General features: G+C 73.4%; 23 protein-coding genes. 14 read left to right on the top strand and 9 right to left on the bottom strand.

All coding sequences use genetic code 11. From position 1 onward, the window contains the following. Nucleotides 1-24: 24 nt before the first annotated feature. A complete protein-coding gene (locus IF99_RS0102820) occupies nt 25-966 on the bottom strand; it encodes a GDP-L-fucose synthase family protein (protein ID WP_030994684.1) in 942 nt (313 codons plus the stop codon). Between the two features lie 158 nt (nt 967-1,124). Between IF99_RS0102820 and gmd the strand changes: the two genes are divergently transcribed. The 3 genes from gmd (at nt 1,125) to IF99_RS0102835 (ending at nt 5,888) form a co-directional block, all read left to right on the top strand. Then, complete coding sequence (gene gmd / locus IF99_RS0102825; protein ID WP_030994685.1) at nt 1,125-2,138, top strand: GDP-mannose 4,6-dehydratase; 1,014 nt, start codon at nt 1,125-1,127, stop codon at nt 2,136-2,138. Nucleotides 2,139-2,362: 224 nt separating this feature from the next. After that, the gene (locus tag IF99_RS0102830; RefSeq protein ID WP_234340564.1) at nt 2,363-5,095 is read left to right on the top strand and encodes a LamG-like jellyroll fold domain-containing protein; all 2,733 of its coding nucleotides are present in this window, start codon (nt 2,363-2,365) and stop codon (nt 5,093-5,095) included. Between the two features lie 94 nt (nt 5,096-5,189). Next, entirely contained in the window at nt 5,190-5,888 is a 699-nt protein-coding gene (locus IF99_RS0102835) for a hypothetical protein (RefSeq protein WP_030994687.1), read from the top strand. Nucleotides 5,889-5,955: 67 nt separating this feature from the next. Here IF99_RS0102835 and IF99_RS0102840 read toward each other — a convergent pair whose 3' ends face one another. Both IF99_RS0102840 and IF99_RS0102845 read right to left on the bottom strand, forming a co-directional pair. Next, nucleotides 5,956-7,068 carry a glycosyltransferase gene (locus tag IF99_RS0102840; RefSeq protein WP_030994688.1) on the bottom strand — a complete coding sequence of 371 codons (1,113 nt, stop codon included), beginning with the start codon at nt 7,066-7,068 and terminating at the stop codon, nt 5,956-5,958. Then, nucleotides 7,065-7,604, bottom strand: coding sequence for a WcaF family extracellular polysaccharide biosynthesis acetyltransferase (locus tag IF99_RS0102845; RefSeq protein WP_030994689.1), 540 nt, complete (start codon nt 7,602-7,604; stop codon nt 7,065-7,067). The genes IF99_RS0102840 and IF99_RS0102845 overlap by 4 nt, the downstream gene beginning before the upstream one ends. Nucleotides 7,605-7,790: 186 nt before the next feature. Here IF99_RS0102845 and IF99_RS0102850 point away from each other — a divergent pair, with 186 nt between their 5' ends. Next, a complete protein-coding gene (locus tag IF99_RS0102850; RefSeq protein ID WP_030994690.1) occupies nt 7,791-9,305 on the top strand; it encodes a hypothetical protein in 1,515 nt (504 codons plus the stop codon). A gap of 301 nt (nt 9,306-9,606) precedes the next feature. On the opposite strand, the gene IF99_RS0102855 is transcribed toward IF99_RS0102850, so the two are convergent. Genes IF99_RS0102855 through IF99_RS0102865 form a run of 3 tightly spaced genes read right to left on the bottom strand, consistent with a single transcriptional unit; the run spans nt 9,607 to nt 13,744 of the window. Beyond that, complete coding sequence (locus IF99_RS0102855) at nt 9,607-10,851, bottom strand: hypothetical protein (RefSeq protein ID WP_030994691.1); 1,245 nt, start codon at nt 10,849-10,851, stop codon at nt 9,607-9,609. Next, nucleotides 10,848-12,542 (bottom strand): tyrosine-protein kinase domain-containing protein, encoded by a 1,695-nt coding sequence (locus IF99_RS0102860; RefSeq protein WP_030994692.1) that lies wholly within the window; start codon nt 12,540-12,542, stop codon nt 10,848-10,850. The genes IF99_RS0102855 and IF99_RS0102860 overlap by 4 nt, the downstream gene beginning before the upstream one ends. Further along, nucleotides 12,539-13,744 (bottom strand): glycosyltransferase family 4 protein, encoded by a 1,206-nt coding sequence (locus IF99_RS0102865; protein ID WP_030994693.1) that lies wholly within the window; start codon nt 13,742-13,744, stop codon nt 12,539-12,541. The genes IF99_RS0102860 and IF99_RS0102865 overlap by 4 nt, the downstream gene beginning before the upstream one ends. Before the next feature lie 237 nt (nt 13,745-13,981). Here IF99_RS0102865 and IF99_RS0102870 point away from each other — a divergent pair, with 237 nt between their 5' ends. Beyond that, on the top strand, nt 13,982-14,455 hold the full coding sequence (locus tag IF99_RS0102870) for an adenylyltransferase/cytidyltransferase family protein (RefSeq protein WP_030994694.1): 474 nt from the start codon (nt 13,982-13,984) through the stop codon (nt 14,453-14,455). Here the strand turns inward: IF99_RS0102870 and IF99_RS0102875 are convergent. Continuing rightward, nucleotides 14,436-15,161 (bottom strand): CDP-alcohol phosphatidyltransferase family protein, encoded by a 726-nt coding sequence (locus tag IF99_RS0102875; RefSeq protein WP_030994695.1) that lies wholly within the window; start codon nt 15,159-15,161, stop codon nt 14,436-14,438. The genes IF99_RS0102870 and IF99_RS0102875 overlap by 20 nt on opposite strands. A gap of 429 nt (nt 15,162-15,590) precedes the next feature. Between IF99_RS0102875 and IF99_RS31575 the strand changes: the two genes are divergently transcribed. The 8 genes from IF99_RS31575 (at nt 15,591) to IF99_RS0102915 (ending at nt 22,942) form a co-directional block, all read left to right on the top strand. Further along, nucleotides 15,591-18,188 (top strand): ATP-binding protein, encoded by a 2,598-nt coding sequence (locus IF99_RS31575; RefSeq protein WP_030994696.1) that lies wholly within the window; start codon nt 15,591-15,593, stop codon nt 18,186-18,188. Nucleotides 18,189-18,321: 133 nt separating this feature from the next. Beyond that, complete coding sequence (locus IF99_RS0102885; RefSeq protein WP_030994697.1) at nt 18,322-18,741, top strand: roadblock/LC7 domain-containing protein; 420 nt, start codon at nt 18,322-18,324, stop codon at nt 18,739-18,741. Then, a complete protein-coding gene (locus IF99_RS0102890; protein WP_030994698.1) occupies nt 18,738-19,106 on the top strand; it encodes a DUF742 domain-containing protein in 369 nt (122 codons plus the stop codon). The genes IF99_RS0102885 and IF99_RS0102890 overlap by 4 nt, the downstream gene beginning before the upstream one ends. Then, nucleotides 19,087-19,785, top strand: a complete 699-nt coding sequence (locus IF99_RS0102895) for a GTP-binding protein (protein WP_199806445.1) — start codon at nt 19,087-19,089, stop codon at nt 19,783-19,785. Before IF99_RS0102890 ends, IF99_RS0102895 begins: the two co-directional genes overlap by 20 nt. A 251-nt stretch (nt 19,786-20,036) precedes the next feature. Next, entirely contained in the window at nt 20,037-21,212 is a 1,176-nt protein-coding gene (locus tag IF99_RS0102900; RefSeq protein WP_030994700.1) for a cytochrome P450, read from the top strand. Nucleotides 21,213-21,243: 31 nt separating this feature from the next. Beyond that, complete coding sequence (locus IF99_RS0102905; protein ID WP_030994701.1) at nt 21,244-21,888, top strand: peptide deformylase; 645 nt, start codon at nt 21,244-21,246, stop codon at nt 21,886-21,888. A 144-nt stretch (nt 21,889-22,032) separates the two neighbouring features. Continuing rightward, nucleotides 22,033-22,692 (top strand): TNT domain-containing protein, encoded by a 660-nt coding sequence (locus IF99_RS0102910; protein WP_030994702.1) that lies wholly within the window; start codon nt 22,033-22,035, stop codon nt 22,690-22,692. Beyond that, nucleotides 22,676-22,942 carry a hypothetical protein gene (locus IF99_RS0102915; protein ID WP_078654967.1) on the top strand — a complete coding sequence of 89 codons (267 nt, stop codon included), beginning with the start codon at nt 22,676-22,678 and terminating at the stop codon, nt 22,940-22,942. The genes IF99_RS0102910 and IF99_RS0102915 overlap by 17 nt, the downstream gene beginning before the upstream one ends. Nucleotides 22,943-23,119: 177 nt before the next feature. Here IF99_RS0102915 and IF99_RS0102920 read toward each other — a convergent pair whose 3' ends face one another. Beyond that, on the bottom strand, nt 23,120-24,328 hold the full coding sequence (locus tag IF99_RS0102920; RefSeq protein ID WP_030994704.1) for an FAD-dependent monooxygenase: 1,209 nt from the start codon (nt 24,326-24,328) through the stop codon (nt 23,120-23,122). 228 nt (nt 24,329-24,556) lie between these two features. On the opposite strand from IF99_RS0102920, the gene IF99_RS0102925 reads away from it, so the two are divergent. Then, nucleotides 24,557-25,225: an enoyl-CoA hydratase/isomerase family protein gene (locus IF99_RS0102925; protein ID WP_030994705.1), complete on the top strand. Its 669-nt coding sequence runs from the start codon at nt 24,557-24,559 to the stop codon at nt 25,223-25,225. Nucleotides 25,226-25,447: 222 nt separating this feature from the next. Here IF99_RS0102925 and IF99_RS0102930 read toward each other — a convergent pair whose 3' ends face one another. Then, complete coding sequence (locus IF99_RS0102930) at nt 25,448-26,689, bottom strand: MFS transporter (RefSeq protein WP_030994706.1); 1,242 nt, start codon at nt 26,687-26,689, stop codon at nt 25,448-25,450. Nucleotides 26,690-26,742 lie beyond the last annotated feature (53 nt).

Genomic DNA, 26,742 nt, shown 5'->3' on the forward strand with positions numbered 1-26,742 from the left:
CGTCCCGTCCGTGCCGCCCGCCTCTCAGGCCGTCGCGCGCCACGCCTCGTAGGTGCCGGCGATGCCCTCGCGCAGGCCGATGCGCGGCTTCCAGCCGAGCGAGGCGAGCCGCGAGATGTCGAGCAGCTTGCGCGGGGTGCCGTCGGGCTTGCTCGTGTCCCAGGCGATCCGCCCCTCGTAGCCGACGACGTCGCGGACGGTCTCGGCCAGTTCGCGGATCGTCAGGTCCTCGCCGCAGCCGACGTTGACGGGCTCGGCGCCGTCGTAGGAGCGCAGCAGCAGGGCGCACGCGGCGGCGAGGTCGTCGACGTGCAGGAACTCGCGCCGGGGGCTGCCCGAGCCCCACAGCACGACCTCCTCGCGGCCCTCCGCCTTCGCCTCGTGGAAGCGGCGGACGAGGGCGGGCAGGACGTGCGAGGTCTCCAGGTCGAAGTTGTCGCCGGGCCCGTAGAGGTTCGTCGGCATGGCCGAGATGTACGCGGCGCCGTACTGGCTGCGGTAGGACTGCACCTGCGTGATGCCGGCGATCTTCGCGAGCGCGTAGGCCTGGTTCGTGGGCTCCAGGGGCCCGGTCAGGAGCGCGTCCTCGGAGATGGGCTGCGGGGCGTGCTTGGGGTAGATGCACGAGGAGCCGAGGAAGAGCAGCCGCGCGACCCCGGCCGCGTGGGCGCCCGCGATGACCGAGAGCTGGATCTGGAGGTTCTCCTCCAGGAACTGCACGGGGTACGTCGAGTTCGCCATGATCCCGCCGACCTTGGCGGCGGCGAGCACGACGGCGTCGGGGCGGGCTTCGCGGAGGTACGCGGCCGTCGCCGCGGCGTCGCGCAGGTCGAGTTCGGTACGGGTCCTGGTGAGCACCTCGTGGCCGTCGGCGCCGAGTCTGCGGGCGACGGCGGAGCCCACGAGGCCGCGGTGCCCGGCGACGAATATGCGGGCCCGCTCGGGCAGGAGCTGCGATTGCGTCATGGACCGGATCATGCCAGGACAAGGGGCCTCGCGGGCAGCCGGGAGGGATGTTCCCGCGCGGACCGGCACAGAACACCACAGAACCAGTACAGCCACAGCAGACGTCAGAACCACCAAGGCGGCCCCTCCGGCCGGCCGGTTCAGGAGGGGAACCACCCATGAGCAAGACCGCGTTGATCACCGGCATCACCGGGCAGGACGGCTCGTACCTCGCGGAGCTGCTGCTCGCGAAGGGCTACGAGGTGCACGGGCTGCTGCGCCGCTCGTCGAGCTTCAACACCGAGCGCATCGACCACATCTACCAGGGTCCGCAGGAGGACGACCGCCGCCTCGTGCTGCACCACGCGGACCTCGGCGACGGGGTCGCGCTGGTGAACCTGCTGCGCGAGATACGCCCCGGCGAGGTCTACAACCTCGGCGCCCAGTCGCACGTCCGCGTCTCCTTCGACGCCCCGCTGTACACGGGCGACGTCACGGGGCTCGGCGCGCTGCGGCTCCTGGAGGCGATCCGGGCCTCGGGTGTGGACACCCGTATCTACCAGGCCAGTTCCTCGGAGATGTTCGGCGCCACGCCGCCCCCGCAGAACGAGGGCACGCCCTTCCACCCGCGCAGCCCGTACGGCGCCGCGAAGGTCTTCGCCTACTGGGCGACGGTCAACTACCGCGAGGCGTACGACATGTTCGCGGTCAACGGCATCCTGTTCAACCACGAGTCCCCGCGCCGCGGCGAGACCTTCGTGACCCGCAAGATCACCCGTGCCGTGGCCCGGATCAGGGCCGGGCTCCAGGAGCACCTGTACCTCGGCAACCTCGACGCGGTCCGGGACTGGGGTTACGCGCCCGAGTACGTCGAGGCGATGTGGCGGATGCTCCAGCACGACGAGCCGACCGACTACGTCGTGGCCACCGGCGTGCCCGCCACGGTCCGCCAGTTCACCGAGACGGCCTTCGCGCACGCCGGGCTCGACTGGAACGCGCACGTGCGCTACGACGCGAAGTACGAGCGCCCGAGCGAGGTGGACGCCCTCATCGGCGACGCGAGCAAGGCCCGTGAACTGCTCGGTTGGAAGCCCTCGGTGCTGGTCGAGGAGCTGGCCCGGATCATGGTCGACGCCGATGTGCGCCAGGTGGAGGACCAGCTCGCGGGAGCCACGGTGCGCATCGACCGCTGAGGCGGGAACGGGCACCGTCGGGGGGTGCGACGCGCCCCCCGACGCGCCGGGCGCCCCCGGGGACAACAGCTTTCCCGGGGGGCCTCGCGCTCTTTCATACCAATCAGGTCAAGGAAGCCCCATGAGACCGCACCCCGGGCTCATGTGACTGTGTATCTCCTGCGAAGATACGACCACTTCGGCCAAAGCAGGCCGCTCGCCGGGCCCAATGCCTTGGGGGATAGATGCAAAGATCCAAGGGGCTGTCCGCTGCCCTTGTCCTCTCCGCTTCCGTCATGGGGCTGGGGGCGCTCGCCGCTCCCCAGGCCGCCGCGCTCACCGCGCCGGTCGCCTTCACCGCGGACGACCTGCCGACCTGGCAGACCAACGGCATCGTCTGGGCTCTCGCCCAGGCCGGTGACACGGTCTTCGTCGGCGGGACCTTCTCGCAGGTGCGCCCGCCGGACGGGCAGGCCGGGACACCGAAGAGCGCGGTCAACTTCGTTGCCATGGACGCGGCGACGGGCGCGCCGATCGACTGCGACCTCTCCTTCACCGTCGGCAGCGGCACCGCCACGGTGCGCTCGATGGCGGTCTCCGAGGACGGCAAGACGCTCTACGTCGGCGGTTACTTCGGCGCGGTCAACGGCGTCCCGGCGAGCAGTCTCGCCGCGATCGACGTCGCGACATGCAAGCCGAAGACGGACTTCAAGGCGAGCTTCCCCGCGACCGTGCGGGCCCTCGCGGTGGCCGGGAACACGGTGTACGCGGGTGGCGACTTCACCAGCGTCGGCGGCCAGTCCCACAAGCGCTTCGCCGCCGTGAACGGCACGACGGGCGCGGTGCTGCCCTGGCAGGCCGACGCGGACCAGCCGGGCCGGGCCATCGCGGTCACCCCCGACCACCGCCATGTCCTGCTCGGCGGGGACTTCTTCACCGTCAACGGCGCGGACTCGCACGCACTCGGCGTGGTCGACGCGACGACGGGCGCCAACGTCAAGACGTACCCGAACAACTTCGTGCCGCAGAACTCGGTCGTGAAGTCGATCGCGACGGACGGCACCGGGTTCTACACGGGCAACGAGGGCACCGGCGGCGGCGTCTTCGACGGCCGGATCGCCGTGGACCTCGACACCTACGCGCAGCGCTGGCGCGACACGTGCCTCGGCGCCACGCAGTCGGTCCTCCCCTACGAGGGCGTGCTCTACAGCGCCTCGCACGCGCACGACTGCTCCAGCGTCGGCGAGTTCCCCGACGGGCGCCGCCACCACCTGCTCGCGCAGCCGGTGGACGACGTGCACAAGCTCGGCTGGATGCCGGACACCAACGACGGCCTCGGCGAGGGCATCGGCCCGCGCGCGATGTCCATATCCGGCACCGGCTCGACGAAGTACCTGTGGGTGGGCGGCGAGTTCACCACCGTCAACGGCGGTGCCGCGCAGGGCCTGACCCGCTTCGCGACCGGCCCGGACACCGGGGCGCCAGGAGCGCCGCAGGCGAGCGCGGCGAGCGTCAAGCCCGGCGCGGTGCAGGTGCGGTGGCGCACGGCGCTCGACCTCGACGACAGCCGTCTGACGTACAAGGTGTACCGCAACGGCTCGGCCACGCCGATCCACACCATGACGGGCGACTCGCTGGAGTGGTCACGTCCTCAGCTCTCCTTCACGGACACCACGGCGAAGGCGGGCGAGACCTACACGTACCGGGTCACCGCCACCGACGCGGCCGGGAACACGAGCGCCCAGTCGAACGCCGTGAGCGTGACGGTGCCCGAGTCCCCGCAGGCGTACCCCAACGCGGTCCTCGACGACGGCGCCTCGATGTACTGGCGCTACGACGAGAAGAACGGCCCCTTCGTCGGCGACCTCTCCTCCGGCGACTTGCACGGCCTCGGCCGCAACGCCCCGTCGACGGGCTCCGCCGACGGCGTCCTGAACGACTCGAAGGCGCTGAGTCTCAACGGGACGGACCAGCAGGTCAACTCCGACCGCAGGACGACCGTCAAGGGCGCGTACACGCTGGAGACGTGGTTCAAGACGACCACGACGCAGGGCGGGAAGCTGCTCGGCTTCGGTGACCAGACCGGCACCCGGGGCAGCGGCAACTACGACAAGCACCTGTACATGACCAACTCCGGGAAGGTCGTCTTCGGGGCCCACCCGGGCGCCCCGAAGACGGTCGCGTCCAGCGCCGGCCTCAACGACGGCAAGTGGCACCACGCCGTCGGCACGCAGGACGGCTCCGGCATGAAGCTGTACGTGGACGGCAAGCTCCAGTCGAGCAACGACGTCACCGGCAACCAGGAGTACTCCGGGTACTGGCACGTCGGTGGGGACAACATCAGCGGCTGGCCCGAGGCCCCGTCGAGCCAGTTCTTCAACGGCCAGATCGACGAGACGGCCGTCTACGGCAAGGCGCTGACGCCCCAGCAGGTCAACAACCACTACCAGCTCGCGACCAACCCCCCGCCCGCCGACAGCGTCGTCAAGGTGACGGCGAGCGAGGACGCCTACGCCAACGCGGGCGCGCCGAGCACCAACTACGGCTCCTCCAGCTCGCTCGCCGTGCGCGGCACCTCCGCGTACGAGAGCTACCTGCGCTTCACGCTGCCGAAGGCGCCCGCGGGGACCGTGCTCAAGAGCGCGCGGCTCGCGGTGAAGACCTCCACGCAGTCGGGTGCCGGCTCGACCGATGACCAGCGCATCCAGCCGGTCACCGGGGACTGGACGGAGGACGGCGTCACGTACAAGAACCGTCCCTCGCTCGCGAACACCACGCTCGGCACGCTCAGCGGCGCGACCGAGGGCTCGACGGTGTACTCGGCGCTGCTCGACACGACCGCGATGAAGGCGGCGCTCGGCGGCGAGTACAGCATGGCGATGACGAGCGAGGGCACGGACCCGCTGTGGCTGTGGTCGAGCGAGGCGGCGGCGGGGGCCCAGACCCCGCAGCTCATCCTCACCTTCGGCGCGCCGTAGACCCGGGTCGGCTGACGCACGCGGGGCCGGACGCCTTCACGGGTCCGGCCCCGCCTCGTACCGCCCACGCCCCCTTCCGCACAGGAGTAGTTCCATGCGCACCACCCCTCGCAGGCCCCTCGCGGGCGTGCTCGTGCTCGGCACGGCGCTGCTCGCGCTGAGCGCCTGCGGTTCCTCGGACGACGGGGACAAGGACGACGCGGCCGCCGGGCGCCCCGCGGCCTCGGCGCCGGTCTCCGCGAGCCCCTCGGGGTCCAAGGCCCCGGCCCGCAACGAGGCCGCGAAGGAGGCGAAGCCGAGCGGGCCCGTCGAGTCGGACGACAAGCTCAAGCCCGCGACGGGGTCCTTCACGAAGAAGGAGAAGCAGTACCTCAGCGGCCGGGTGCCCAAGAACATGGACCCCGCCGCGGTGCTCCAGACCGGGCAGGAGGCGTGCGACCGGCTGAAGCTGACGGCCTCGCGCGACAAGGACGCCGCCGTGGGCGCCCTCATCGCGGGCGAGATCCCCGACGCCGTCGCCGCGATCGGCCGGCTCTGCCCCGAGCAGCAGCCGCTCCTGGACCGGGCCCGGCAGGGGTTCACGGAGGGCACGAAGAAGAACCCCTCGCCCGGTACGTACCGCGCCCTCACGGCGGACGCGAGCACGTGCACGTGGCAGGCGCTCGGCGCGGGCGGCACGTCGCTCGCCTCCGGACCGCCGCAGGGCACGAAGCCCGAGAAGGTGACGGCGAAGATCCCGGCGGGCACGGAGAAGTTCGTCTCGCAGGGGTGCTACGCCTGGCTGCCCGCCTGAGCCGCGGCCGAGAGGACGGGTCCGGGGTGCCGCTCACGCGCGCGGCACCCCGGGCCCGTCCGCGTCTCTACAGCCCCTCGTACACCGTCAGGAGCCGGTCCACGACCGCGTCCATCGCGAAGGTCTCGCTCGCGAGGGTGTGCGCGGCGCGGGATGCCTCGGCGTGGTGGGCCGGGTCGAGGAGGTCGCCGATGGCGGGGGCGAGTCCGTCCGCCGTGGTGACGACGCGGCCCGCGCCCGCGCGGGCGATGTCCTTGGCGAGGCCGTTCGATGTCGTGACGACGGCCGGGGTGCCGACCGAGAGGGCTTCGAGCACGGACATCGGGAAGGGCTCGTCGACGGCCGGGAGGACGTAGACGGTGGCCTCGCGCAGGGTGCGGAGCATGTCCTCGCCGCTCAGCGGTCCGGGCAGGGCGACCTTGTCGCGCAGCCCGAGCATGTCCACGAGGGCGTGGACGGCCTCGCGTTCGCCCTCGTCGGGCCCCGCGACGGTGAAGCGGGCCTCCGGGTGCGCGGCGAGGATCTCCGGGATCGCGGCGACGAAGTCGGTGGGCCGTTTGCGGGCCTGGAGGCGGGCCGCGTACACGAGGTGCGGCGCGGTGCCGTCCCAGGGCCTGCGCGGCTCCTGGGCGGGCACGCCGTTGACGAGCCGTACCGCCTGGGCCAGCGGCGGGGCGCCCACGACGGCGTCGAGTCCCGCGCGTTCGTGGTCCGTGAGGTAGAGCACCGCGCCCGCGCCGCGCAGCAGGCGGCGCACGGCGAGCGCGTCGAGCACCTTCGCGAGCGCCTTGCCGCTCGGGTCGACCATGCCGTGCGTCTGGAGCACGAGCGGGCGCCCGGCGCGCAGCGCGGCGAGCGCGACCGGGAGGGTCACGAGGTCGCGCGCGAGGTGCACGTGGACGACGTCGGCCTCGCGCACGAGGCGGCGGGCGGAGCCGAGCAGCGCGGGCGAGGTGATGCCGCTGAAGCCGAGCGGGGCGAGCCTGCGGGCCTGGTAGAGGCGCGCGGGCACCCCTTCGACCTCGGTGGGCAGGGCGCTGTCGAAGCCGTCGCCGAGGGCGAGGAGACCGGCCTCGTGGCCGCGCTCTTTGAGGCCCTTGGCGAGGTTGAGCGCGACGCGGACCGGGCCGCCGAAGGCGTGTGTCGGGCTGTGCAGCGTGACGGCGTGCAGGACTCTCATACGGGCTCCGGTACGGGCCTGCGGCTGCCGTCGACGGCGTGCAGGGTCAGGGCGGGCAGGTCGCGGTGGAGCACCGTGCCGGCCGCGAGGACGGACTGGGCGCCGACCCGCACGCCCGCGAGTACCGTGGCGCGGGTGGCGATCCAGGCGCCGTCCTCGACGGTGATCGGGGCGTTGCGGTAGCGGAAGTCGGCCTTGCGGTGGTCGTGGCTGCCCGTGCAGAGCATGGCCTCCTGCGAGACGCAGACGTGGGCGCCGATCCGGATGGGCTCCAGGTTGAGCAGGAAGGCGCCCTCGCCTATCCAGCTGTGGTCGCCTATCTCCAGCTTCCACGGCCACAGGACGCGCACCCGGTGCCGGATGAGCACCCCTTCGCCGATCTTCGCGCCGAACGCGCGCAGAAGCATGGTGCGGACCCGGGCCGGGGTGAACCACGCCATGAAGACCGTGTTCATGACGGCGAACCACAGGGCCTGGACGAGTTTCCCGCGTCCCTTGTCGTAACCGGCCAGCGTGAAGGCCGGGAGATCGCGCATGTGTGTAACCCCCACCGGCGCCTCCCCTGGCGCCCTCGGTGCTCAGCCTAATGGTTGACGCGATGTGACCGAGGGCCGTCGGTAGACTGCCGCGGGGGATCTCTTCCGGTGGTCGTACCGGGTGAGTGGCGCGGACCGGTGACCACCGGCCGTGGTCGGGGCACGAGTGGGGGCGGGGGTCGCTGGATGGCGACGGACACGGAGCAGGCCGGGGCACGCGCCGAGGAGAGGCCGCTGCCCGTTCCGGGCCCGGTGGACGCCGAGTGGGGGAAGCCGACTTCGCCCCGCACCCTGCTCTCGCGCGCGCTCTCGGTGCCCCTGGTGCTCGGGCTCGCCGTGTTCTTCCCGCTGTGGGTGTGCGCGCAGCGCGGCGCGGGGGTCAAGGACACGGTCTTCTGGCTGCAACTCGCGCTCACCGTCTACTCGGGGGCGCGGCTGGCCGCGATGATCCTCACGAACAAGCGGAAGCTGCTCCAGGGCTCCTTCTGGCTCTTCGTCTACATGGCGATGGGCGTCGCCCCGCTCGCGCAGGTCGTCCTCGGGCAGACGCCGACCGTCGTGGTGGGGGCGCGCGGTGACCTCGTTGAGGCGACGGCGCTGATCCTCGCCGGGTGCATCGCCTTCGACCTGGGCGCGCTCCTGGGCCGTACCCGTCCGGAGCGGCCCGGCCGGGACGAGAACGCGCTGCGGCTCGTGCACCGCAGGCGCCTGTACGCGCTCGTGGCCTTCTCCTTCGTGGCGAGCGCGCTGTTCGTGCAGAAGCTGGGCGGCCCCTCGGTCTTCTTCAGCAGCCGTCAGGAGATCATCGCCGGGATCGAGGACGCGGGGCTCTCGCAGGACGGCTCGCAGGCGGGGCAGGCGATCCTGCGCGGCCTCGGCACGGTGCCCGCCCTGCTCTCGCTGCTCATCTACACGCGCTGGGTCGTGACGTCGAAGCGGGCCAGGCGCTCCCCGGTGATCCTCGCGACGTGGCTCGCGCTCGCGCTCCTGAACTGCGTCGTGAACAATCCGATCTCGAACCCGCGCTACTGGTTCCTGACGGTGATGTTCTCGCTGCTCTTCACGGTCTTCCCGCGCAGCGCCGCGATGTACCGCTCGGCGCTGAGCCTCGGGGTCGTCGTGGCGCTCGTCGTCTTCCCCTTCGCCGACCGCTTCCGGTACGACGAGAAGAACTACAAGCCGATGCAGACGACGTCGGTCCTGGAGCCGCTGGCGCTCAAGGACTACGACCAGACGGCGATGTTCTCCAACACCATCACGTACGTGCACTCCGGCGAGGGCCACACCTTCGGCCTCCAGTTGCTCGGGGACGTGTTCTTCGCGGTGCCGCGCTCGGTGTGGGACAGCAAGCCGAAGGACACGGGCGTCGTCGTCGGCGAGTGGATGGACAACAAGAACACCAACCTGTCCTCGCCCGTGTGGGCCGAGTTGTGGATCGACTTCGGACCGCTCGGCGTCTTCGGCGGCCTCCTCGGCGTCGGCTTCCTCGCGGCGCGCGTCGACAGGAGCTACGCGCGCAGGGCGGTGCGCCGCACCCCGCCGGGGGCGCTCGTCTCCGTCCTCGTCCCGCTCGTCGCGGGCTATTCCTTCATCCTGCTGCGCGGCCCCCTGCTCCAGGCGACGGGCCGTGTGGCGATCGCGGCGGTGTGCGTGGCGCTCATCTCGACGCGGAGCCGGGGCGGACGCGCGTGGATGAAGTGAGGGCGGACGCGGGCTGAGGTGACGGGCGGAGGCGGGCTCAGGCGCGCGGGCGCCGGGAGCGTCATGGCTCTCTCGACGGGACGTCGGTGCTCCCGCGCGGCGGCGGGACGGGCGCGGGTACGGCCGCGCCGGACGCCGTCCTCCGCGACGAAAAGCGTGGAGGACGGCGGAGGCACGCGTTCGGCGGCCACGCGTGCCGAAGTCCAGGGTGCCCAGAGCGTTCCGGGCGTGGGGCTCCTGACGGCCGTGCCCGGAGCCGGAGCGCGCCGGGTCGAGTCCCCCGTTCCGCCGGTGCGCGCGGTCAGGCCGGAGCGGTCTCCTGCCGGTCGTCCGGGTCCGGGGCCGCCGCCGGCGGGTGCTCGGGGAGTCCGCGTACGCGGTTCCAGGCGCCGAGGGCCTTGAGGGCGGAGCCGAGCGCGAGTCCCCACGCGGCGCCCTGGACGCCCATGAGGGCGTAGCCGCCGAGCATGAAGGCGACCGACAGGAGCGAGAAGACGACCTGGAGGGAGAGCGTCGCCCGGGGGCTGAGCACGCGGAGCGTGACGAGCGCGCAGGTACCGAGCGCCATGACCGCGTACTGGGCGCCCGTCGCGGGCAGGAGCTTCGCCGTCGCCTCCCACGTGGCCCCCAGCAGGTGCTGGCCCGCGCTCGCCGGGAGCGCGTACAGGAGCAGCGCCCAGCCCAGCGCGACGCAGCCGAGCACGACGCCGAGCAGCGCGGCGGCGCGGGCGGTCGCGCGACGGCCGCCGAAGCGGCCGAGGACCGGCGGGCCGAAGGCGTTGACGGAGGTGAACAGGACGTTGAGCGGCCCGAAGAGGGTCGTCGCCCCGCGCAGCGCCCCGACCGCGAGGGGGTTCGCGAAGAGGCCGAGGCCGAGGACGGCGAGCTGGCTGGAGGCGTTGCCGACGGCGAACTCGACGACGAAGCGCCGCCCGAGGTGGCCGCGCCCGAGGTAGGTGGACAGGCGGGCGCGGGTGTCGCGCACGTACGGGCGCAGCAGCGCGAGCGCGAGCAGCAGCGCGGGGAGCGCCGACAGGCCCCAGGCCAGGACCATCCGGGCGGGGCTTGCGTGGTGCGGCTGGAGGGCGAGCGCGGGCACGACGCACACGAGGCGCAGCGTGTCCGCCGCGAGCGCGCGGTGCGGGACGCGCAGCGCGGAGAAGGAGTAGCGCACTCCGTCCTGGAGCAGCGCGAGCGGGAGGACGGCGCCGAGCGCGGCGAAGGCCGTGCCCGAGGTGCCGCCGACCGTCGCGCCCCCTGCCACGAGCAGGGCTCCGGCAAGCAGCGAGGCGAGCGCGGTGAAGGCGGTCGCGGAGCGGCAGGCGGCGGCGAGCGCGCGCTCGCCGCCCTTCTCCAGGACGACGACCTGCCCGACGTACGACATGTTGAGGCCGAGCAGCACCGTGAAGGTCACGTAGACCATCGAGAAGGCGGCGAAGCCGGCGGCCGTCGAGACACGGGCCACGATCACCAGGACCAGGATGTTGGTCAGGCTGGACGCCGCCTGGTCGAGCACGGAGGCGGCGACCGTGGCCGAGCGTCTCATCTCTTGTCGCCCGTCCGCAGGTCCTCGGGCCGCAGCTGGCGCAGCGTCACGGTCTCGGTGCCGTCGCCGAGGCGCTGTTCGGCGAAGGGGGCCGCCGGGCGGGGCGGGGCGGGGGGCGGCGGTTCGCTGCCCGCCGCGCGGCGTCCGCCGCCCTTGGCCGCGTGCCCGCCCTCGTCGTGGGTGACCGCGCCGAGCACCGTGCCGCCCGCGCCGACGACGAGTTCGCGGATGCGGACGAGTTCGGTGCGGTGCACGCTGCGCAGGTCGCAGACGATGAGGACGCCGTCGACGCGGTCGACGAGGGCGAGCGCGTCCGCGTAGGAGAGGAGCGGCGGGGCGAGGACGACGACCGTCGCGCCGTTCTCGTCGGCGTCCTCGATGAGCCGTGTGGTGCGGCTCGACGTGAGCGCGCGGGCCACGTTGCGCACGCGCTGGCCCGCGACGAGGTCGAAGGAACCGGCCTCGCCCGCGTCGACGGTGAGCGGGCGGCTGCCGGGCCAGCCGTTGTCGTCGTTGTCGGCGGGCAGGGTCCAGCCGGGGCGCCCCGCGCTCGTGTGCAGGCGCGCGGAGAGCCCGGGGGCGCGCAGGTCCGCCTCGACGAGCAGGACGTCCTTGCCGGTCTCGGCGAAGGAGGCGGCGAGGTTGGTGGCGACGGAGGTCGCGGCCTGGGCGCTCGCGTCGCGGGCGGCGACGACGAGGAGGCGGCGGCGGTCGGCGAAGCGCGCGTCGTAGGCGAGCCGGAAGGCGATCGAGCGGTACTCCTCGGCGGTGCGCGAGCCGGTCTGGTCGACGGCGAGGAGGCCCTTCGCGGCGCCGCGCGGCAGCGTGCCGAGCACAGGGGCGCGTACCGCGCGGGCGACGTCGCCCGTGGAGCGCGGCGAGGGGTCGAAGACGAGCCGCACCCAGGCGGCGAGGAGACCGAAGGCGATGCCGAAGGCGCCGCCGAGCGCGAGGGATATGACGAGGCCGAGGCCGTCCGAGCTGGTCGGCGGGGTGGCCTCCTGCGTGACGGAGCCGGCGGCCATGTCGAGACCCATGAGGGTGTCGCGCTGGTTCTGGAGCGTGCTGATGCGGCTCTTGAGGTTGACGTTCGCGGTCTGCTGGGCGTCGTAGGCGGAGGTGCCCTTCGTCATCGCGTCCAGTTGCTGCGCCAGCTCGTTCTGCTGCCTCCCGAGCGGGTCGATCTGCCGCTTGAGCCGGGCGACCATGGTGTCGCGCAGGTCGGACCACTTCTTCTCGCTCGCGGTCAGGTACGCGTCGGCGAGCGCGTTGGCACCGCGCGCCGCCGCCTCGGGCGAGTCCGCGGTGTACGTGAAGCGCAGGGTGAGGCTCTGCGGGGGCGTGGTGACCTGGAGCCCCTTCTTGAGCGTGCGTGCCGAGGTGCCGTCCTTGAGCTTCTTCGCGGCGATCTGGGCGACGTTGGAGGAGAGCGCCGTTTGGCGCTCGGTGTTCATGTTGACGCTCTTGTCGGGCGCGGTGGTGCTGTCGAAGGGGTTGGTGGTGGGGGTGCGGACGACGATGTCGCTGTTGGCCGCGTACGAGTCCGCCGAGGTGATGCCGAGGTAGGCACCGCCGATCAGGCCGATCCCGATGCCCCCGCCGATCAGCCAGCGGTAGCGCAGAAGCTGGCGGAACTGGTCGCGCAGCAGTTCCGGTTCGTCCCCCGCCGGACTGACATGCGAGTCGGTCATGTGCGCCAAACCCCCAGAGCCTCTTCGATGAGTGCGTCGATGCGGGCGAGTCCCGCCGCACGCGTCAGATGGGCCGCGACGTGGCGCGGTCCCGCCTCCCCCAGTGCCCGGGCCTGCTCCGGGTCGTCGGCGAGTCTACGCACTTCCCTGAGCAGTGCATCGGGGTTCTCGGGCGCGACGAGGACGCCCGCGCCCGAGCGCAGCACCTCGTGCGCGGTGCCGCCCTCGGCGGCGACCGAGGCGAGTACGGGCCGCCCGGCGGCGAAGTACGAGGTCAGCTTCGACGGCACGCTCATGTCGAGGACGGAGGCGCGCTGGGTGACCGCGAGGACGTCCGCCGCGGCGAGGACGTCCATGAAGTCGGCGTCGTCGGCGGGCGGCAGGAAGTGCAGGTTCGGCACGCCGCGGCCGAGTTCCGCGAGGTGGTCGCGCTGGTTGCCGTCGCCCATGAGCACGAAGCGGACGGCGGGGTCGCGGCGCGCGGACTCGACGAGGACGTCGAGCCCCTGCTTGAGGCCCATGTTCCCCGAGTGCACGACGACCGTCTCGTCCGGCTTCCAGCCGAGCCGCGCGCGGGTCGCCCCGCGGTCGCCCGTGGGGCTCGTGACGTGGGACCAGTTGGGCACGAGACGGATGCGCCCGGGGTCGACGCCGAGGGCCTCGACCTTGGCGCGGAAGGTCTCGTGGATGATGCCGACGAGGGTCGCGCGGCGCAGCGCGAACGACTCGGCGCGCGCGGCGACCTTGGCGGCGCGGTCCCCGCCGCTGATGCCGCTCTGCGCGGCGGCGGCGCCCATGAGGTCCTGGACGACGGGGACGTAGGGGACCTTCCAGCGGCGCGCGAGGCGCGCGGCGAGCACGCCGCCGGCGAGGCTCGGCATCTGCGCGTGCACGGCGTCGGGACGCGGCATCCGGGGCGGGGCGACCGCGCCGTGCAGGAGGATCGAACCCTCGAAGAGGGCCCGGCGGACGGCGGTCTGACGGGGCGGCACGGTGTGCCTGCGGCGGTGCACGGTGACCCCGGCACGCTCTTCGGTGCGCCGCCAGGCTCCCGCGTACTCGGGGTCGAGGCTCCACGAGGGGTAGTGCGGCATCCCGGCGAGCACGTGCGTCTCGTGTCCCGAGGCGGCCCAGTGCTCGGCGATCTGTGTCGCGTACGGGCCGATCCCGGCGTGCTCGGGCGCGTAGTTGGTGGAGACCATGAGCAGGGTGCGTCGCCCGGCTATGTCCCCGTTCTGATCATTCGCGCTCACGCAGCGCTCCCCTTCCCCCAGCATTTCGCTGCAATTCCCCCGGTGTTCGCGCGGATACAGCCCCTCTCGGGCCTCCTGGCGAAGCTTTCCTAGCCTAAACGTTCACTCACACCGAAGTGAACGCGCACGCTATCGTCGGACCCGCACCCCGCGAGGGGTGCGAACGAGACCAGGGGGGTTTCTTTCATGACGGAGCACAGACCGTATCGAGTCGGTTATGCCCCGGGCGCCTACGACCTCTTCCATATCGGGCACCTCAACATCCTCCGGCACGCGCGGAGTCGGTGCGACTACCTCGTCGCGGGGGTCGTCTCGGACGAGATGGTGGAGGGCGCCAAGGGCCGCCGGCCGGTGATCCCGCTGGTGGAGCGCCTGGAGATCGTGCGCAGCGTCAAGTACGTGGACGCTGCCTTCGTGGAGACGGTGCCGGACAAGGTGGAGACCTGGAAGCAGGTCCGCTTCGACGTGCTCTTCAAGGGCGACGACTGGCGGGGCACGCCCAAGGGCGACAAGCTGGAGCGCGATTTCGCCGCGGTCGGCGTGGACATCGTGTACTTCCCGTACACCGTCCACACGTCCAGCACGCAACTGCGGCGCGCGCTGGACGTGCTCACGGGGGACGAGCGGCCCGCCGGGCCGCTCAGCGCCGAACTGCGCTGAGTTCCCTGAACCACTTCACGAGGAACGCGAGCAGGAAGAGCACGGCGGCGAGGCCGAGGGCCGCGTAGGCCCAGCGGAATCCGCTCCCCGCGCCGAGGAAGAGGAAGACCAGGCAGAAGATGCCGTGGTCGACGGGGAGCAGCGCGATCGCCCGCAGCGTCGAGGGGGCCGCGGCGGGCGTGCCCGGGGCCGGGCGCGGGGTGAGCTTCTCGGTGAGCAGTCCACCGAAGAAGGTGACGACCGCGGCGAACTGGAAGACGAGCGGGAGCAGCAGCCAGGCGTCCTCGCCGTCGATGCCGTAGGCGTCGGGGTGGCGGTAGAAGGAAAGGAGCACCGCCGCGTGCAGGGCGGTGATCTTGGCGCAGTCGACCACGTGGTCGAGCCACTCCCCCGCGGCGCTGCCGCCGCCGCGCAGCCGGGCGAGCTGGCCGTCCGCCGAGTCGAAGGCGAAGCCGATCGCGAGGCCCAGCCACACGAGGATGCCGAGGCCCGCCGTCGGGGTGCCGGTCGCGAGGCCGACCACGGCGGCGAAGCTGAAGAGCGCGCTGATGACCGTCACCTGGTTCGGCGTCAGGCGCAGCGCGTAGGCACAGGCGGCGAGGACGCGCCCGGCCGGGCGGTTGACGAAGCGCGAGTAGAGCGAGACGCCTTTCGAGGACTTCTGCGCGGTTCTCAGTTCACCGAGCGCGGTGTTGATCGTTCCCATGGCCCCCCCGGGATGTTTTTCGTTCACGTGCCGGTCAATGATGTCAGGCGCTCCGCCCGGCCCGGCGGCCGGTACGGCTCGTACAGCCCGCACGCCCTCAGCTCCCGCACGTACGGGACTGTCGCACGCCCCACCGACAACGAGGCACGTTCCCCCGCGCGCCGCGCCGGGCACGCCCCTCGCCCTCCCCCAGGGCACCGCCACAGCCGGACCGGCTGACCCCGTACGGCAAATCGACCTCGTCTACCACAATCACCCCATCCCTGAAAGGGATTCGACGGTAAACACCCCCATCGGGCGCTATGCCCGTACAGCACCCCAACGGTCCGCTTCGGCACGGTTAGCATGACCCGCACGCGGCCCCGGTCCGCGTCTCGTACGTCCCCCCGTACTCCCCTCCCCCACCATCGAGACCGAGGGAACCGCGGAATGCCAGTGACCGCTCACCACCCGCGCCGCGCGGGCCGCCCCGGGCGGCTGCCCCGGGCGGCGCCGCCCCTGCTCCTGCTCGCGCTCACGGCCGTCGGCGCCATGGCCGCGACGACCGCCGCGCCGCCGGCCGCCCAGGTCTGGACGGGCACGACGGCAGGGATCTGCTGGCTGCTCCTCGCCCTCGCCACGACGTGGGCCACCCTGCTCCTCCGGGTGCACCGCCGCCGCGCGGAGCGGGCCGAACAGGCCCGTACCGACGCCCGCGAGGCGCTCTCCGGGCACACGGCGGAGATCGCCCGGCTCGTCCGCGTCCTCCTGCCCGACCTCGGCGCGCGGCTCGCCGACGGCGAGGACGCGACGCGCGCGCTCGACGCCCTCTCGCTGCCGTCCGATCCCTCGCTCCGCGCGGCCCTCCACTCCGTCGCGACCGCGCTCGCCACCGCGCACAGGGCGGCGCGCGACGCCCGCGCGCTGAGCGTCGAGGCGGCCCACCGCGCCGAGCGGCTCGACCAGGACATCGAGACCTTCGCGCACGAGACGGTGCCGCTCGTCGTGGCCCGCTTCGCCGAACTGCGCAACCACGGCGACGCCCTGCACCGCGTCCCGCTCCCCGAGGACGAGCGGCTGCGCGCCGCGCTCGACGAGTTCGCCTGGTCCGCGCACTACGGGATGCGGCGCGCCAAGGTCGCGTACGGCATGGTCAGGCACAGCCTCACCCGCGTGCAGGCGCGCAACGCCACCATCCTGCACCGCCTCCAGGACATGCAGTTCCGGTACGGCCAGGAGGCGTTCAAGGACCTCTTCTTCCTCGACGAGACGGCCTCGCGGCTCGCCCTCGCCGCCGACCGCATCGCCTGGATGGTCGGCGGCCGGGGCAGCCGGATCTGGACCCGTCCCATCGTCATGTACCGCATCCTGCGCGGCGCGATCGGCAAGATCGAGGCGTACCGCAGGGTCGTGCTGCACTGCGACACCGAACTGTCGATCGTCGGCCGCTCGGCCGAGGCGATCATGCACCTCCTCGCCGAACTCATCGACAACGCGACCCAGTTCTCGCCTCCCACCGCCGAGGTGCACGTCTACGCCGAGGAACGCCCCGCGGGCATCGTCGTGACGATCGAGGACAGCGGCATGAAGATCCCCTGGGCGATGCGCGAATACGTCGAGGACTGTCTCGCGGGCAAGGTGCTCGACCTCGCGGACTTCAAGAACCACCACTACGGCTTCAACGTCGTCGGCATGATCGCCCAGCGCTTCGAGATCGAGGTCAGCATCCGGCCCTCCTCGCGCGGCGGTACGGGCTTCGTCGTCCTGCTCCCCTCGGTGCACATCTCCGAGCGCAACCCCCAGCACCCCGCGCTCGTCGTCGAGCAGAAGCTCCCCGAGATCACCGCTCCCGTCGCCCCGCCGCTCGACCGCGATCTCCCGCCCGCCGAGGCCCTCGCCAAGCACCGGGCATGGGTCCAGGCGCACAAGGAGGAGCGCGCACGCGCCGCCGCCGAGGCGGGCACGCCGCTGCCCCCGCCCGGACCGCCGTCCGAGCTGGAACGCCTGACGGCCCCCTGGATCGCCCGGCCCGCGCCCGAAGCCGGGGAACACCGGAACGAGGCCCCGGAGCAGGAGCCGCCCGCCCCCAGGAGGCGCGCCCCCTACCTGCCCGAGGGCGCGGACCCCTACGACAGCGAACCGCCGGGCGCGTACGAGGAGGTGACGGGGCGGGACCCCTACCGCGACGGACCGGCCCCGGAAGCGGAGAAGACCGCCACGGCGCGGGGAACGCAGGCCGGAGGCACGGGCGCGACGGACGCGTACGGCACCAGCCCGACGGGCGCGTACGGTCCGGGCGTGACGGAGCCGGGAGGTACGGGTCTCGCACCGGCGCGTCCCGCCGGGCCCGGCACCCCTCCCGCCGGGGCCGTCCCCGCGGGCTCCCCCGTGCCGAACTCCGCCCCGCACGCCCCCGCCCCGCCCCCGCTCCCCACCCGCGGCCCCGGCACGCACGGGCCGCTCCCCTCCCCGCGCCACCAAGCCACCGCGCCGGGCTCCGCCCCGTACTCCCGGGAGCTGCCGGGCGAGCCGGACAGCGAGGACCCGGTGCCCGGCTTCATGGAGCGCGAGCGCTTCCGCGCCGACCCTGAGGGGGCGCGGGCGCGCTTCTTCGGGGACGACAGCGGCGAGTTGTTCTTCGATCCCTTGCAGGGGCTCGGGCCGCTCGTCTCCACGGAGAACGGCCTTCCCGTCCGCCCGCCGGGCCGGACGATGGCCGCCGTGGACCAGATGATCGCCGAACTCCTCGCCGGTGAGCCTTCCGTGCCGACGCCGCAGCAGGACGTGGGCCGCAGCTTCGGCGGCTTCGACCGCGCGATGCGCGCGGGCCGCGCCGCCCGCGAGGCAGCCACGACCGATCAGGCGACCGCGACCGGTCATACGGTCACCAGCGGACGGTCGGCATCCTCCACCGCCCCGGTGCCCGCCCCAGCGGCCCCCGCCGCGCCACCGGGCCCCGCACCCGACGAGGGCCGGCGCCCACACGGCGCGCCGCCCACCGAGTCCACCCCGTCCCCCACTGACCTGCCGGAGCGCGAGACCCCCTGAGCCCCGGCAGGGCCGCCCCCCAGTTCCCCCCGCCCCGCCCCCGGCCGCCCTCGCGGCGGCCCCGGACCGGCGCACGTGATTGGAGACAAGGGCCGGTGTCCGTGCCCCCGCCCGGACCCCGCCCGCGCACACCATGCCCACCACCGACAACAGCCTCGGCTGGCTCCTCGAAAAACTCCTGGACCACACCCCGGGAACCCGCCATGCCCTCGTCCTCTCCCGCGACGGCCTCAAGCTCTGCTGGACCCCCGACCTCCCCCTCGACCAGGCCGACCAGCTCGCCGCGATCTGTTCCGGTATCCAGGCGCTCGCCCAGGGCGCGTCCGTCGAGTTCGGCGACCGGCGCGGTGGCGTCCGGCACTCGATGACCGCGTACTACGGCGGACAGCTCTTCATCGTGGACGCGGGCGACGGCGCGCACCTCGCGGTGGTCGCCGAGGAGAGCGCCGACCCCGAGTACGTGGGACAGGAGATGAGCCACCTGGTCGGAGCGATCGGCGCCCACCTGCGCGCCGAACCGCGCAGCCCCGCACCGAACGCCGGTACCCCGTGACGCCACGCGGTCCGGCCGACGTGGGCGAACCCGACCGGATCTTCCTCGTCACCGGCGGCAGGACCGCGGCCGGCTCGCGCGTCTTCGACCTCGTCACCCTGGTCGTGCGCGAGACGGACCGGGCCCGGGACCTCGGCCCCGAGCACCAGCGCGTCCTGGACCTGTGCCAGCGCCCGGTGGCGGTCGTCGAACTCTCCGCCGAACTGGGCCTCCCCGTGGTGGTGACGCGCATTCTGCTGGAGGACCTGCTCGCCGCCGGGCACATCCGCGTCCGCTCCCCGCGCCCCGCCGCCCGCGCGGCGGGGACGACGGGGCCGGACACCGCCGTACTCGAAGAGGTGCTCCATGCGCTGCGCAGACTCTGAATCCACCACCCCGACGACAGCGGCGGAGCCCGCCGCCTCGTCGGCTCCCCCGTCCGAGGCCGTACCCGCCCAGGCGACCGCGCCACCGGGGGCCCGCACGCCGCTGCCCGCGACCGCGGAGCAGGGCGTGAAGATCGTCGTGGTCGGCGGCTTCGCCGTCGGCAAGACGACGATGGTGCGCGCCGTGAGCGAGATCCGCCCGCTGAGCACCGAAGAGGTCATGACGGAGGCGGGCGAGGGCGTCGACGACCTCGCGGGCGTCGAGTCGAAGACCACCACGACGGTCGCCTTCGACTTCGGCCGCATCACGCTCAACGAGCGCACCGTGCTCTACCTCTTCGGCGCCCCGGGGCAGGAGCGCTTCTGGTTCCTGTGGGACCAGCTCTTCGCCGGGAGCCTCGGCGCGGTCGTCCTCGTCGACACCCGCAAGGTCGCCGACTCCTGGTACGCCGTCGACCGCCTCGAAGCCCACCACACGCCCTTCGTCGTCGCCGTCAACCGTTTCGAGAACGACCCTCGCCGCTACGGCCTCGCCGAGATCCGCGCCGCGCTCAACCTCTCCGCGCACGTCCCCGTCCTCGACTGCGACGCGCGCGAACGGGCCTCCAGCAAGGAGGTCCTGCTCACCCTCGTCGACCACCTCTACCACCGCGCCCTCGCGCAGGAGGCTGGCGTATGAAGAACCCGCTCTTCCCGCCCCCCTCGGACGACTACGGCCCCGAACCGCTGCGGCCCTGGGACCACCGCCCGAAGGAGTCCTCGGCGCCGCCGCTGCGGGGCCCCAGCGCGGCCGGCGGTCCCCCGCTCGCCTGCCCCGCGCACGGGGACCGCTGGGAGGACGAGCCCGTACGCCTCTCGACGCTCGACTCGGACCGGCCGCCCGCCGAGCTGTACCGCGAACTGCGCTCACGCTTCGGGCCCGTCGCGCCCGTGCTGCTCGACGACGACATCCCCGCCTGGCTCGCCCTCGGCTACCCCGAGGTCGCCTATGTGACGAGCCACGACGAGGAGTTCGGGCGCGACTCGCGGCGCTGGCACCAGTGGGAGAACATCCCGGGCGACTGGCCGCTGCTCGCCTACGCGGGCTACCAGCCCTCGGTGTTCTTCGCCGAGGGCGAGGAGCACAGGCGCCGCGCGGGCGCCCTCACGCGCGCGCTGGAGGCCATGGACATGTACGACGTCTCGCTCGTCTGCGAGTCGGTCGGACGGCGGCTCACCGACCGGTTCGTGCACGACGGGCACGCGGAGCTTCTTGAGGCGTACGTGCACGCGCTCCCCGTGCGCGTGATGATCGAGCTGTGCGGGATGCCCGCGGGTGAGGAGATCACCGAGAATCTCGCCGAGGACCTGCGGATCACTCTCGACGCCGAGCGCGGCGAGAACCCGGTCGAGGCCTACCGGCGGGTCGCCAGGCAACTCGGCGCGCTCATCGCCTCGCGCCGGGAACGGCCCGAGCGGGACCTCACCTCGTACCTCGTCGCGGACCCCGCCGCCCTGACCGACACGGAGGCGGTGCACGACCTCACGGTGCTCATCCTGGCCGGTCAGCAGCCCACGGCGAACTGGATCTGCAACGCGCTGCGCCTCCTCCTGCTCGACGAGCGCTTCGCCGACAAGGTCGCGGGCGGTCGCGTCGGGGTCCCGGAGGCGCTCACCGAGACGCTGTGGCTCGACACTCCGGTGCAGAACTTCCTGGGCCGCTGGGCGACGCGGGACACGGAACTCGGCGGGCGGCCCGTCAAACAGGGCGACTGCGTGCTCCTCGGTCTCGCCGCCGCGAACACCGACCCGGAGCTGTGGCCGCACGGTGGCATGGGCGAGGGCAGCACGGCGCACCTGTCGTTCAGCATGGGCGAGCACCGCTGCCCGCACCCCTCCCCGCAGATGGCCCGCGTCATCGCCCGGACGGCGATCGACACGCTGCTCGCCCGGCTTCCCGACCTCGCCGTGGCGGTCGAGGCCGACGAGTTGCGCTGGCGCCGCTCGCTGTGGAAGCGGGGTCTGGAGGAGTTGCCGGTGGTCTTCTCGGCGGGCGGGGTGCGGGAGTGGACGGACCGCGGCGCCGGGCGGGCGCGCTCCCGCGAGACCGGCCTCCTGCGGGACTGACCGGCGCGGGGCCTTTTGCGAGACTGGCCCGATGACCACTCCCGGCACCCTGCCGCCCCTGCCCGAGCGGGTCGAGCGCCTGCTCGCCACCGAGGACCCCCTTCCGATCGTCGCGGCGGGCGACCCCGTCCTGCGCACGCCCGCCGCGCCGTACGAGGGCCAGCTCCCCGAGGCGCTGCTCGCCCGGCTGCTCGCGGCGATGCGGCGCACGATGCGCGAGGCCCCCGGGGTCGGTCTCGCGGCGCCGCAGATCGGTGTGCCGCTCAGGCTCGCGGTCCTGGAGGACCCGGCGACGGTGACCGAGGAGGTGCGCCGCGTGCGCGAGCGCGAACCGCTCCCGTACCGCGTGCTGGTCAATCCGGTGTACGAGGGCGTCGGCGAGCGGCGCGCGGCCTTCTACGAGGGCTGCTTGAGCGTGCCGGGCTGGCAGGCCGTCGTGGCGCGGCACGCGGTGGTGCGGCTGCGGGCCGAGGACGAGCGCGGGACGGCGTTCGACGAGGAGGTACGGGGCTGGGCGGCACGCATCGCGCAGCACGAGACCGATCACCTCGACGGGACGCTGTACGTGGACCGCGCGCTGCCGCGCTCGCTCACCTCGAACGAGAACCTGCTGCGGTACTGGAACGAGCCGGCGCCCGAACGGGCCGCCGCGGCACTGGGGTTCGGGCGGGACTGAGGCCGCCTCACTCGTTCGGGGGAACTCGGGCGGGTACGGGTCCCGCGCGGCGGGCACGCGGTCGGCGCCCGGCTAGCTTGCGGCAGGTCACCGTCCGCGCGGCTGGTCCGCGCGGGCTCCCGCACAGCCCGGAGGTACCCCTTCGTGATCGCCAAGCCGCTCGCGCTGCTGCTCGCCGCGCTCACCACCGCAGCGCTCGCCACCGCTCCCGCCGAGGCGACCGGACCGGCCGGGGCCGCCGCTCCCGCCCTGTGCACGGGTGAGTTCCGCGGCGACGCGCGACTCGGCCCGCGCCATCTGCCGGGGCCTCGCCAGAAGCCGGTGGGCCCGCTCCTCAAGGGCTGGAAGCGCACGGGCGGGCTCGGTGAGCACGCCTTCCTGAAGAAGTACTGGGAGGGCGACGCCGCGGGCGGGAGCTGGAAGTACCCGCCGAACGACGGCTTCACGGAGACGAACGGCGCGCCGGACCGCACGGCGACGCGGCTGCGTCGCGGTGAGCGCCTGGACCGCTTCGGCTCGGTGTACGGAGCGTTCCTCGCCCCCGCAGGGGACGCCTACGCCAAGCGCGCGCTGCCGCCGCAGAACCTCGGCACCCGTGAGGCCGACGCGCCGTGCGGCTACCACGTGTACGAGGTGACGAAGCGGTTCACGGTGTGGCAGGGGCGCATCGCGCCGTGGTTCGGTCAGCCGGGCGGCGGCCATCAGATCAAGCTGGACCCGGCGCTGCTCGACCCGGGCGAGGGCGAGGGCCTCAACGTGAAGTGGCTCCTCGACCACGACTACCTGCGTGCCCTTGTCGGCTGAGGCCGCGGGCCCGCGGGCCGCGCTCGCCGCCGCACTGCGCGCGGCGGGCCTGCCCGCGTCCGTCTACTGGATCGAGGAGGCCCACCAACCGGCCCCGCTGCCCGGCGACTTCCTCTACCTGCGCCGCGCGCCGGGCGAGCCGAAGCGGTGGGAGACGGGCGGCTACGAGCGGGGCCGCTGGACCCCGTACGCGCGTCACGCCGAGGAGTCGGAGGCGTGCGCGCACCTGCGTCACCTGCTCCTGGGCTGAAGCGAGGGCTCCAGCCGGTGACGGGTGCGTCCCCGCGCCGCGCACGCGAGGACGCGACGTGCGCGCGGGCGGCGGCGCGCACCCGAGGACGAGGCGCTCGGGGCTTCCGACGCCCCGTCACGTCCACGGCGGGGCCGTCCGTCCGAGCCGTCCCTCCGGGCAGCCCTCCCGGCGCTGTCAGCGGCGTTCCGTGTCGCGGGCCTGGAGGCCGCGGGCGAGGCGCGGCCCGAGCCAGCGCTTGAGGCGGCGGAGGGCTTCGAGGCGTTCGGCGGCGCGGTCGACGCGGTAGTAGAGCTGGGGCGGGATGTAGGGCAGGAGCGGGGAGTGACGCTGGCCGAGGAGTGCGAACATCTGCTCGGGCGGCAGGTCGATGTAGCGGGGCAGGTTCTCGTACCAGTGGGCGCTGTGGCGCGCGGCGCTCTGGACGGAGAGGAGTTCCCTGCGACGGCGGCGTTCGTACGTGGCGAGGGCAGTCTCGCGCGGGCCGCCCTCGCCGAGGGCCTGGGCGAGGGCCATGGCGTCTTCGAGGGCGAGTGTGGTGCCGGCGCCGATGGAGTAGTGGGTGGTGTGGGCCGCGTCGCCGAGGAGCACGAGGTTCTCGTGGTGCCAGCGGCGGGTGGTGAGGGTGCGGAAGGGGCGCCAGTCGGGGGCGGGGTGCGTGGCGTCCTGGCCGAGGAGCGGGGCTCCGTCGAGGAGGCCCGCGAAGAGCCCTTCGAGGGTGCGGAGTTGCGCGTCCTCCTTGGCGGTGTCGAGGCCGAGACCGCGCCAGGTGGCGGGGGCGCACTCGATGACGCAGGTGCTGCCCTCGGGCCCGTACCCGTAGGCGTAGCACCAGATCCAGCCGTGCGGGGTGTCGACGAAGGCGAAGCTGAAGCTCGTGAAGACCCGGGGGGTGCCGAGCCAGACGTAGACGTTGCGGCCTTCGGTGAGGCGCGGGCCGAAGTGGTGCGCGTGGTGGCGGCGCAGGGTGCTGCCGACGCCGTCGGCGGCGACGAGGAGGTCGGCGGCCGGGGGCGCGGCGGGGTCGATCGCGCTGCCGTGGCGGACATCGACGCCGAGGTCGCGGGCGCGGGCGGCGAGGAGGGCGAGGAGGCGGTGGCGGCCGATGCCGTAGCCCTGGTCGCCGTGGTGCTCGGTGACCTCCTCGCGGACGCGGGCGCGGCCGTTCCTCCAGGGGAGCGAGGCGGCGTGGACGGCGTGGGCACTGGGCTCGTCGTGGGCGCGGAGCCGGTCGAGGAGGTCTTCCCAGTAGGTGACGCCCCAGCCGTAGGTGGAGCCCGCCGGGTTGCGTTCGTGCACGGTGATCTCGTGCGCGGGGTCCTGGAGTTTCATCAGGATCGAGAAGTACAGCCCCCCGGGGCCGCCTCCGGCACAGACGATCTTCACGTGCGCTCCCGCTCTGTCGCTTCTGTCACTGCTCTCGGCAGACGGTGGCAAAACCGTCGTAATCGGCAGGAAGGTAGCAGGAGTTACGGGCGGCGCCGGGTGCGACAGGGGGGCGGCGGGCCGGGTCCACTCGGCCGGTCGGCACCGCTTCCCCATAAGTTACCGGCCAGTTAACATGTGGGCGCCGTCCCGGCCATCCCGCCGGCCGCCCCGTGGAAGGAACGCGCCATGCCCGAACTCACCCGTGACGGGGACGTCTTCGTCCTGCGCCTGGACGCGGGGAGCGAGAACCTGTTCCACCCCGACTGGCTCGGCGCCGTGGAGCGGGCGCTCGACGAGGTGGAGGCGGCGAAGGGGCCGTGCGCGCTGGTGACGGCGGGCGAGGGCAAGTACTGGTCGAACGGGCTCGATCTCGCGTGGCTCATGGCGCACGGGGACCAGCAGGCGGCGTATCTCGACCGGGTGCACGCCCTGCTGGCCCGTACCCTCGCCTCGCGCGTCGTGACGATCGCGGCGCTCACGGGGCACACCTTCGCCGCGGGGGCGATGTGGGCGCTGGCGCACGACGTCCGCGTGATGCGCGCGGACCGGGGCTGGTTCTGCCTGCCCGAGGTCGACCTGGGCCTCCCCTTCCAGCCGGGCATGACCGCCCTCATCCGCTCGCGCCTGACACCCGCGACGGCGCACGAGGCGATGACGACGGGCCGCCGCTACCCCGCCCCGGAGGCCCTGGCCTCCGGCCTGGTGGACGCCGTGGCGGAGGCGGACCAGGTCGTCGCCGAGGCCGTGGAGCGCGCCCGCGCCCTCGCCCCGAAGGCCGTACCGGTCCGGGCCGAGATCAAGGAAGGGCTGTACGCGGAGGCCCTTGCCGCCCTGCGGACGGCGACGAAGGCGTAGCGCCGCTCCGGCCCCCGCAGTCCGCACGGCTTTCGAGGTCGGGTCCGTGCCGGGCGGGTGACGCCGTTGTCCCCTCGGCAGGGGCGAGGGGACGCCGTTCGGCAGGGGCGAGGGGACGCCGTGGCCCGTCAGGCCGCCATGCCCGGCGGGGCCCGGGTGCGTCGCCCCCCACGGCGGGAAGGCCGGGCCCCGCCGTGGGCGGCACGTACGCGGCCGTCCGGATCAGCTCTCGCTCAGCGCGGCACGCGGTTCCTCCGCCGGGGCCCCTTCCGGTGTCCGCAGCACTCCCGCCGCCACCGCCGCGATCACGCAGAAGGCGACCGGGAGGAAGAAGGCGAGGTTGAGGGGCATGAGGTGGGTCAGGGGACCGATGACGGCGGGGCCCGCGAGCATCCCGAGGTAGCCGAGGCCCGCGACGCGGGAGACGTTGGCGCCCGCGCCCGCCGGGTCGGCGTGGCCCGCGGCGCTGAAGAGCTGCGGGATGCAGCCCGAGAGGCCCGCGCCGAAAACGGTCCAGCCGACGAGTGCCGCCCAGACGGAGGGGGACAGCGCGGCGAGGGTCATCCCGGCCGCCGCGAGAGCGGCCCCGTACCGCAGCACCGCAAAGGAGCCGAAGCGCGCGGCGACGCGGTCCGTGAGGAAGCGCCCGGCGGTCATCGCGGTCGCGAAGGCGCCGTAGGCGAAGGCGGCGGTGGACTCGGGGGCGTCGAGGACGTCCTTGAGGTGCAGCGTGCTCCAGTCGTTCGCGACGCCCTCGCTCAGCATCAGCATCAGAGCGAGCGCGGCCAGGAGCCAGATGCGGCCGGGTGTCCGGGTCCGGGGCCTGGCCTTCTGCCCGGGGAGCGCCCCCGCGTCCGCCTGGCCGGTCCCTGCGGACGCGCCCGTGTCCGAAGCGGCCTCTCCGCTCTCCGGCCGCAGCAGCATCGGCGTCACCACCACCGCCAGTACGACGCCCGCGGCGGCCGTCACCGCGAAGACCGCCACCGGGGACCAGTCCAGGCGCCGGGTCTGCGAGCCGACAAGGGCCGCGAGGACACCGCCGACCGAGAAGACCGCGTGGAACGCGGACATGATCGGCCGCCCGTACCCGCGCTCGACCTGCACGGCGTGCGTGTTCATGCTCACGTCGAGGCAGCCGTTGCCGAAGCCGAGGACGAGCAGCGCCGCCGCCAGCGTCCACGCGTTCGTCGCGAGGCCGGGCAGGACGAGCGCGGCGGCACACAGCGCGAGCCCGGCGGGGACCGTGCGGCGCGGACCGAAGCGGTCGCTCAGCGGGCCCGCGGCCTGCATCCCGGCGAAGGCACCGCCCCCGAGCAGCAGCAGGAGCCAGCCGAGCAGGGCGTGGTCGATTCCGGCACGGTCCTCGACGGCGGGGATATGGACGACCCACATGCCCATGACGAAGCCGTTGAGCAGGAAGACGGCGAAGGTCGCGCGGCGTCCGGCCCGCAGCACTTTGTTCATGTTGCGAACATAGCGCACATCGTTTATGTGCGTAAAGACAAACCCAAGCCACC

The organism is Streptomyces sp. NRRL F-5630 (assembly GCF_000719475.1).
Lineage (GTDB): Bacteria > Actinomycetota > Actinomycetes > Streptomycetales > Streptomycetaceae > Streptomyces.

Coding starts and splice junctions, on each gene's coding strand:
- IF99_RS0102850 (WP_030994690.1), top strand. CDS start 7,791: ATGGCGACGGACACGGAGCAGGCCGGGGCACGCGCCGAGGAGAGGCCG.
- IF99_RS0102840 (WP_030994688.1), bottom strand. CDS start 7,068: ATGAGAGTCCTGCACGCCGTCACGCTGCACAGCCCGACACACGCCTTC.
- IF99_RS0102925 (WP_030994705.1), top strand. CDS start 24,557: ATGCCCGAACTCACCCGTGACGGGGACGTCTTCGTCCTGCGCCTGGAC.
- IF99_RS0102875 (WP_030994695.1), bottom strand. CDS start 15,161: ATGGGAACGATCAACACCGCGCTCGGTGAACTGAGAACCGCGCAGAAG.
- IF99_RS31575 (WP_030994696.1), top strand. CDS start 15,591: ATGCCAGTGACCGCTCACCACCCGCGCCGCGCGGGCCGCCCCGGGCGG.
- IF99_RS0102930 (WP_030994706.1), bottom strand. CDS start 26,689: ATGAACAAAGTGCTGCGGGCCGGACGCCGCGCGACCTTCGCCGTCTTC.
- IF99_RS0102870 (WP_030994694.1), top strand. CDS start 13,982: ATGACGGAGCACAGACCGTATCGAGTCGGTTATGCCCCGGGCGCCTAC.
- IF99_RS0102895 (WP_199806445.1), top strand. CDS start 19,087: ATGCGCTGCGCAGACTCTGAATCCACCACCCCGACGACAGCGGCGGAG.
- IF99_RS0102905 (WP_030994701.1), top strand. CDS start 21,244: ATGACCACTCCCGGCACCCTGCCGCCCCTGCCCGAGCGGGTCGAGCGC.
- IF99_RS0102820 (WP_030994684.1), bottom strand. CDS start 966: ATGACGCAATCGCAGCTCCTGCCCGAGCGGGCCCGCATATTCGTCGCC.
- gmd (WP_030994685.1), top strand. CDS start 1,125: ATGAGCAAGACCGCGTTGATCACCGGCATCACCGGGCAGGACGGCTCG.
- IF99_RS0102860 (WP_030994692.1), bottom strand. CDS start 12,542: ATGACCGACTCGCATGTCAGTCCGGCGGGGGACGAACCGGAACTGCTG.
- IF99_RS0102830 (WP_234340564.1), top strand. CDS start 2,363: ATGCAAAGATCCAAGGGGCTGTCCGCTGCCCTTGTCCTCTCCGCTTCC.
- IF99_RS0102835 (WP_030994687.1), top strand. CDS start 5,190: ATGCGCACCACCCCTCGCAGGCCCCTCGCGGGCGTGCTCGTGCTCGGC.
- IF99_RS0102855 (WP_030994691.1), bottom strand. CDS start 10,851: ATGAGACGCTCGGCCACGGTCGCCGCCTCCGTGCTCGACCAGGCGGCG.
- IF99_RS0102845 (WP_030994689.1), bottom strand. CDS start 7,604: ATGCGCGATCTCCCGGCCTTCACGCTGGCCGGTTACGACAAGGGACGC.
- IF99_RS0102865 (WP_030994693.1), bottom strand. CDS start 13,744: ATGGTCTCCACCAACTACGCGCCCGAGCACGCCGGGATCGGCCCGTAC.
- IF99_RS0102885 (WP_030994697.1), top strand. CDS start 18,322: ATGCCCACCACCGACAACAGCCTCGGCTGGCTCCTCGAAAAACTCCTG.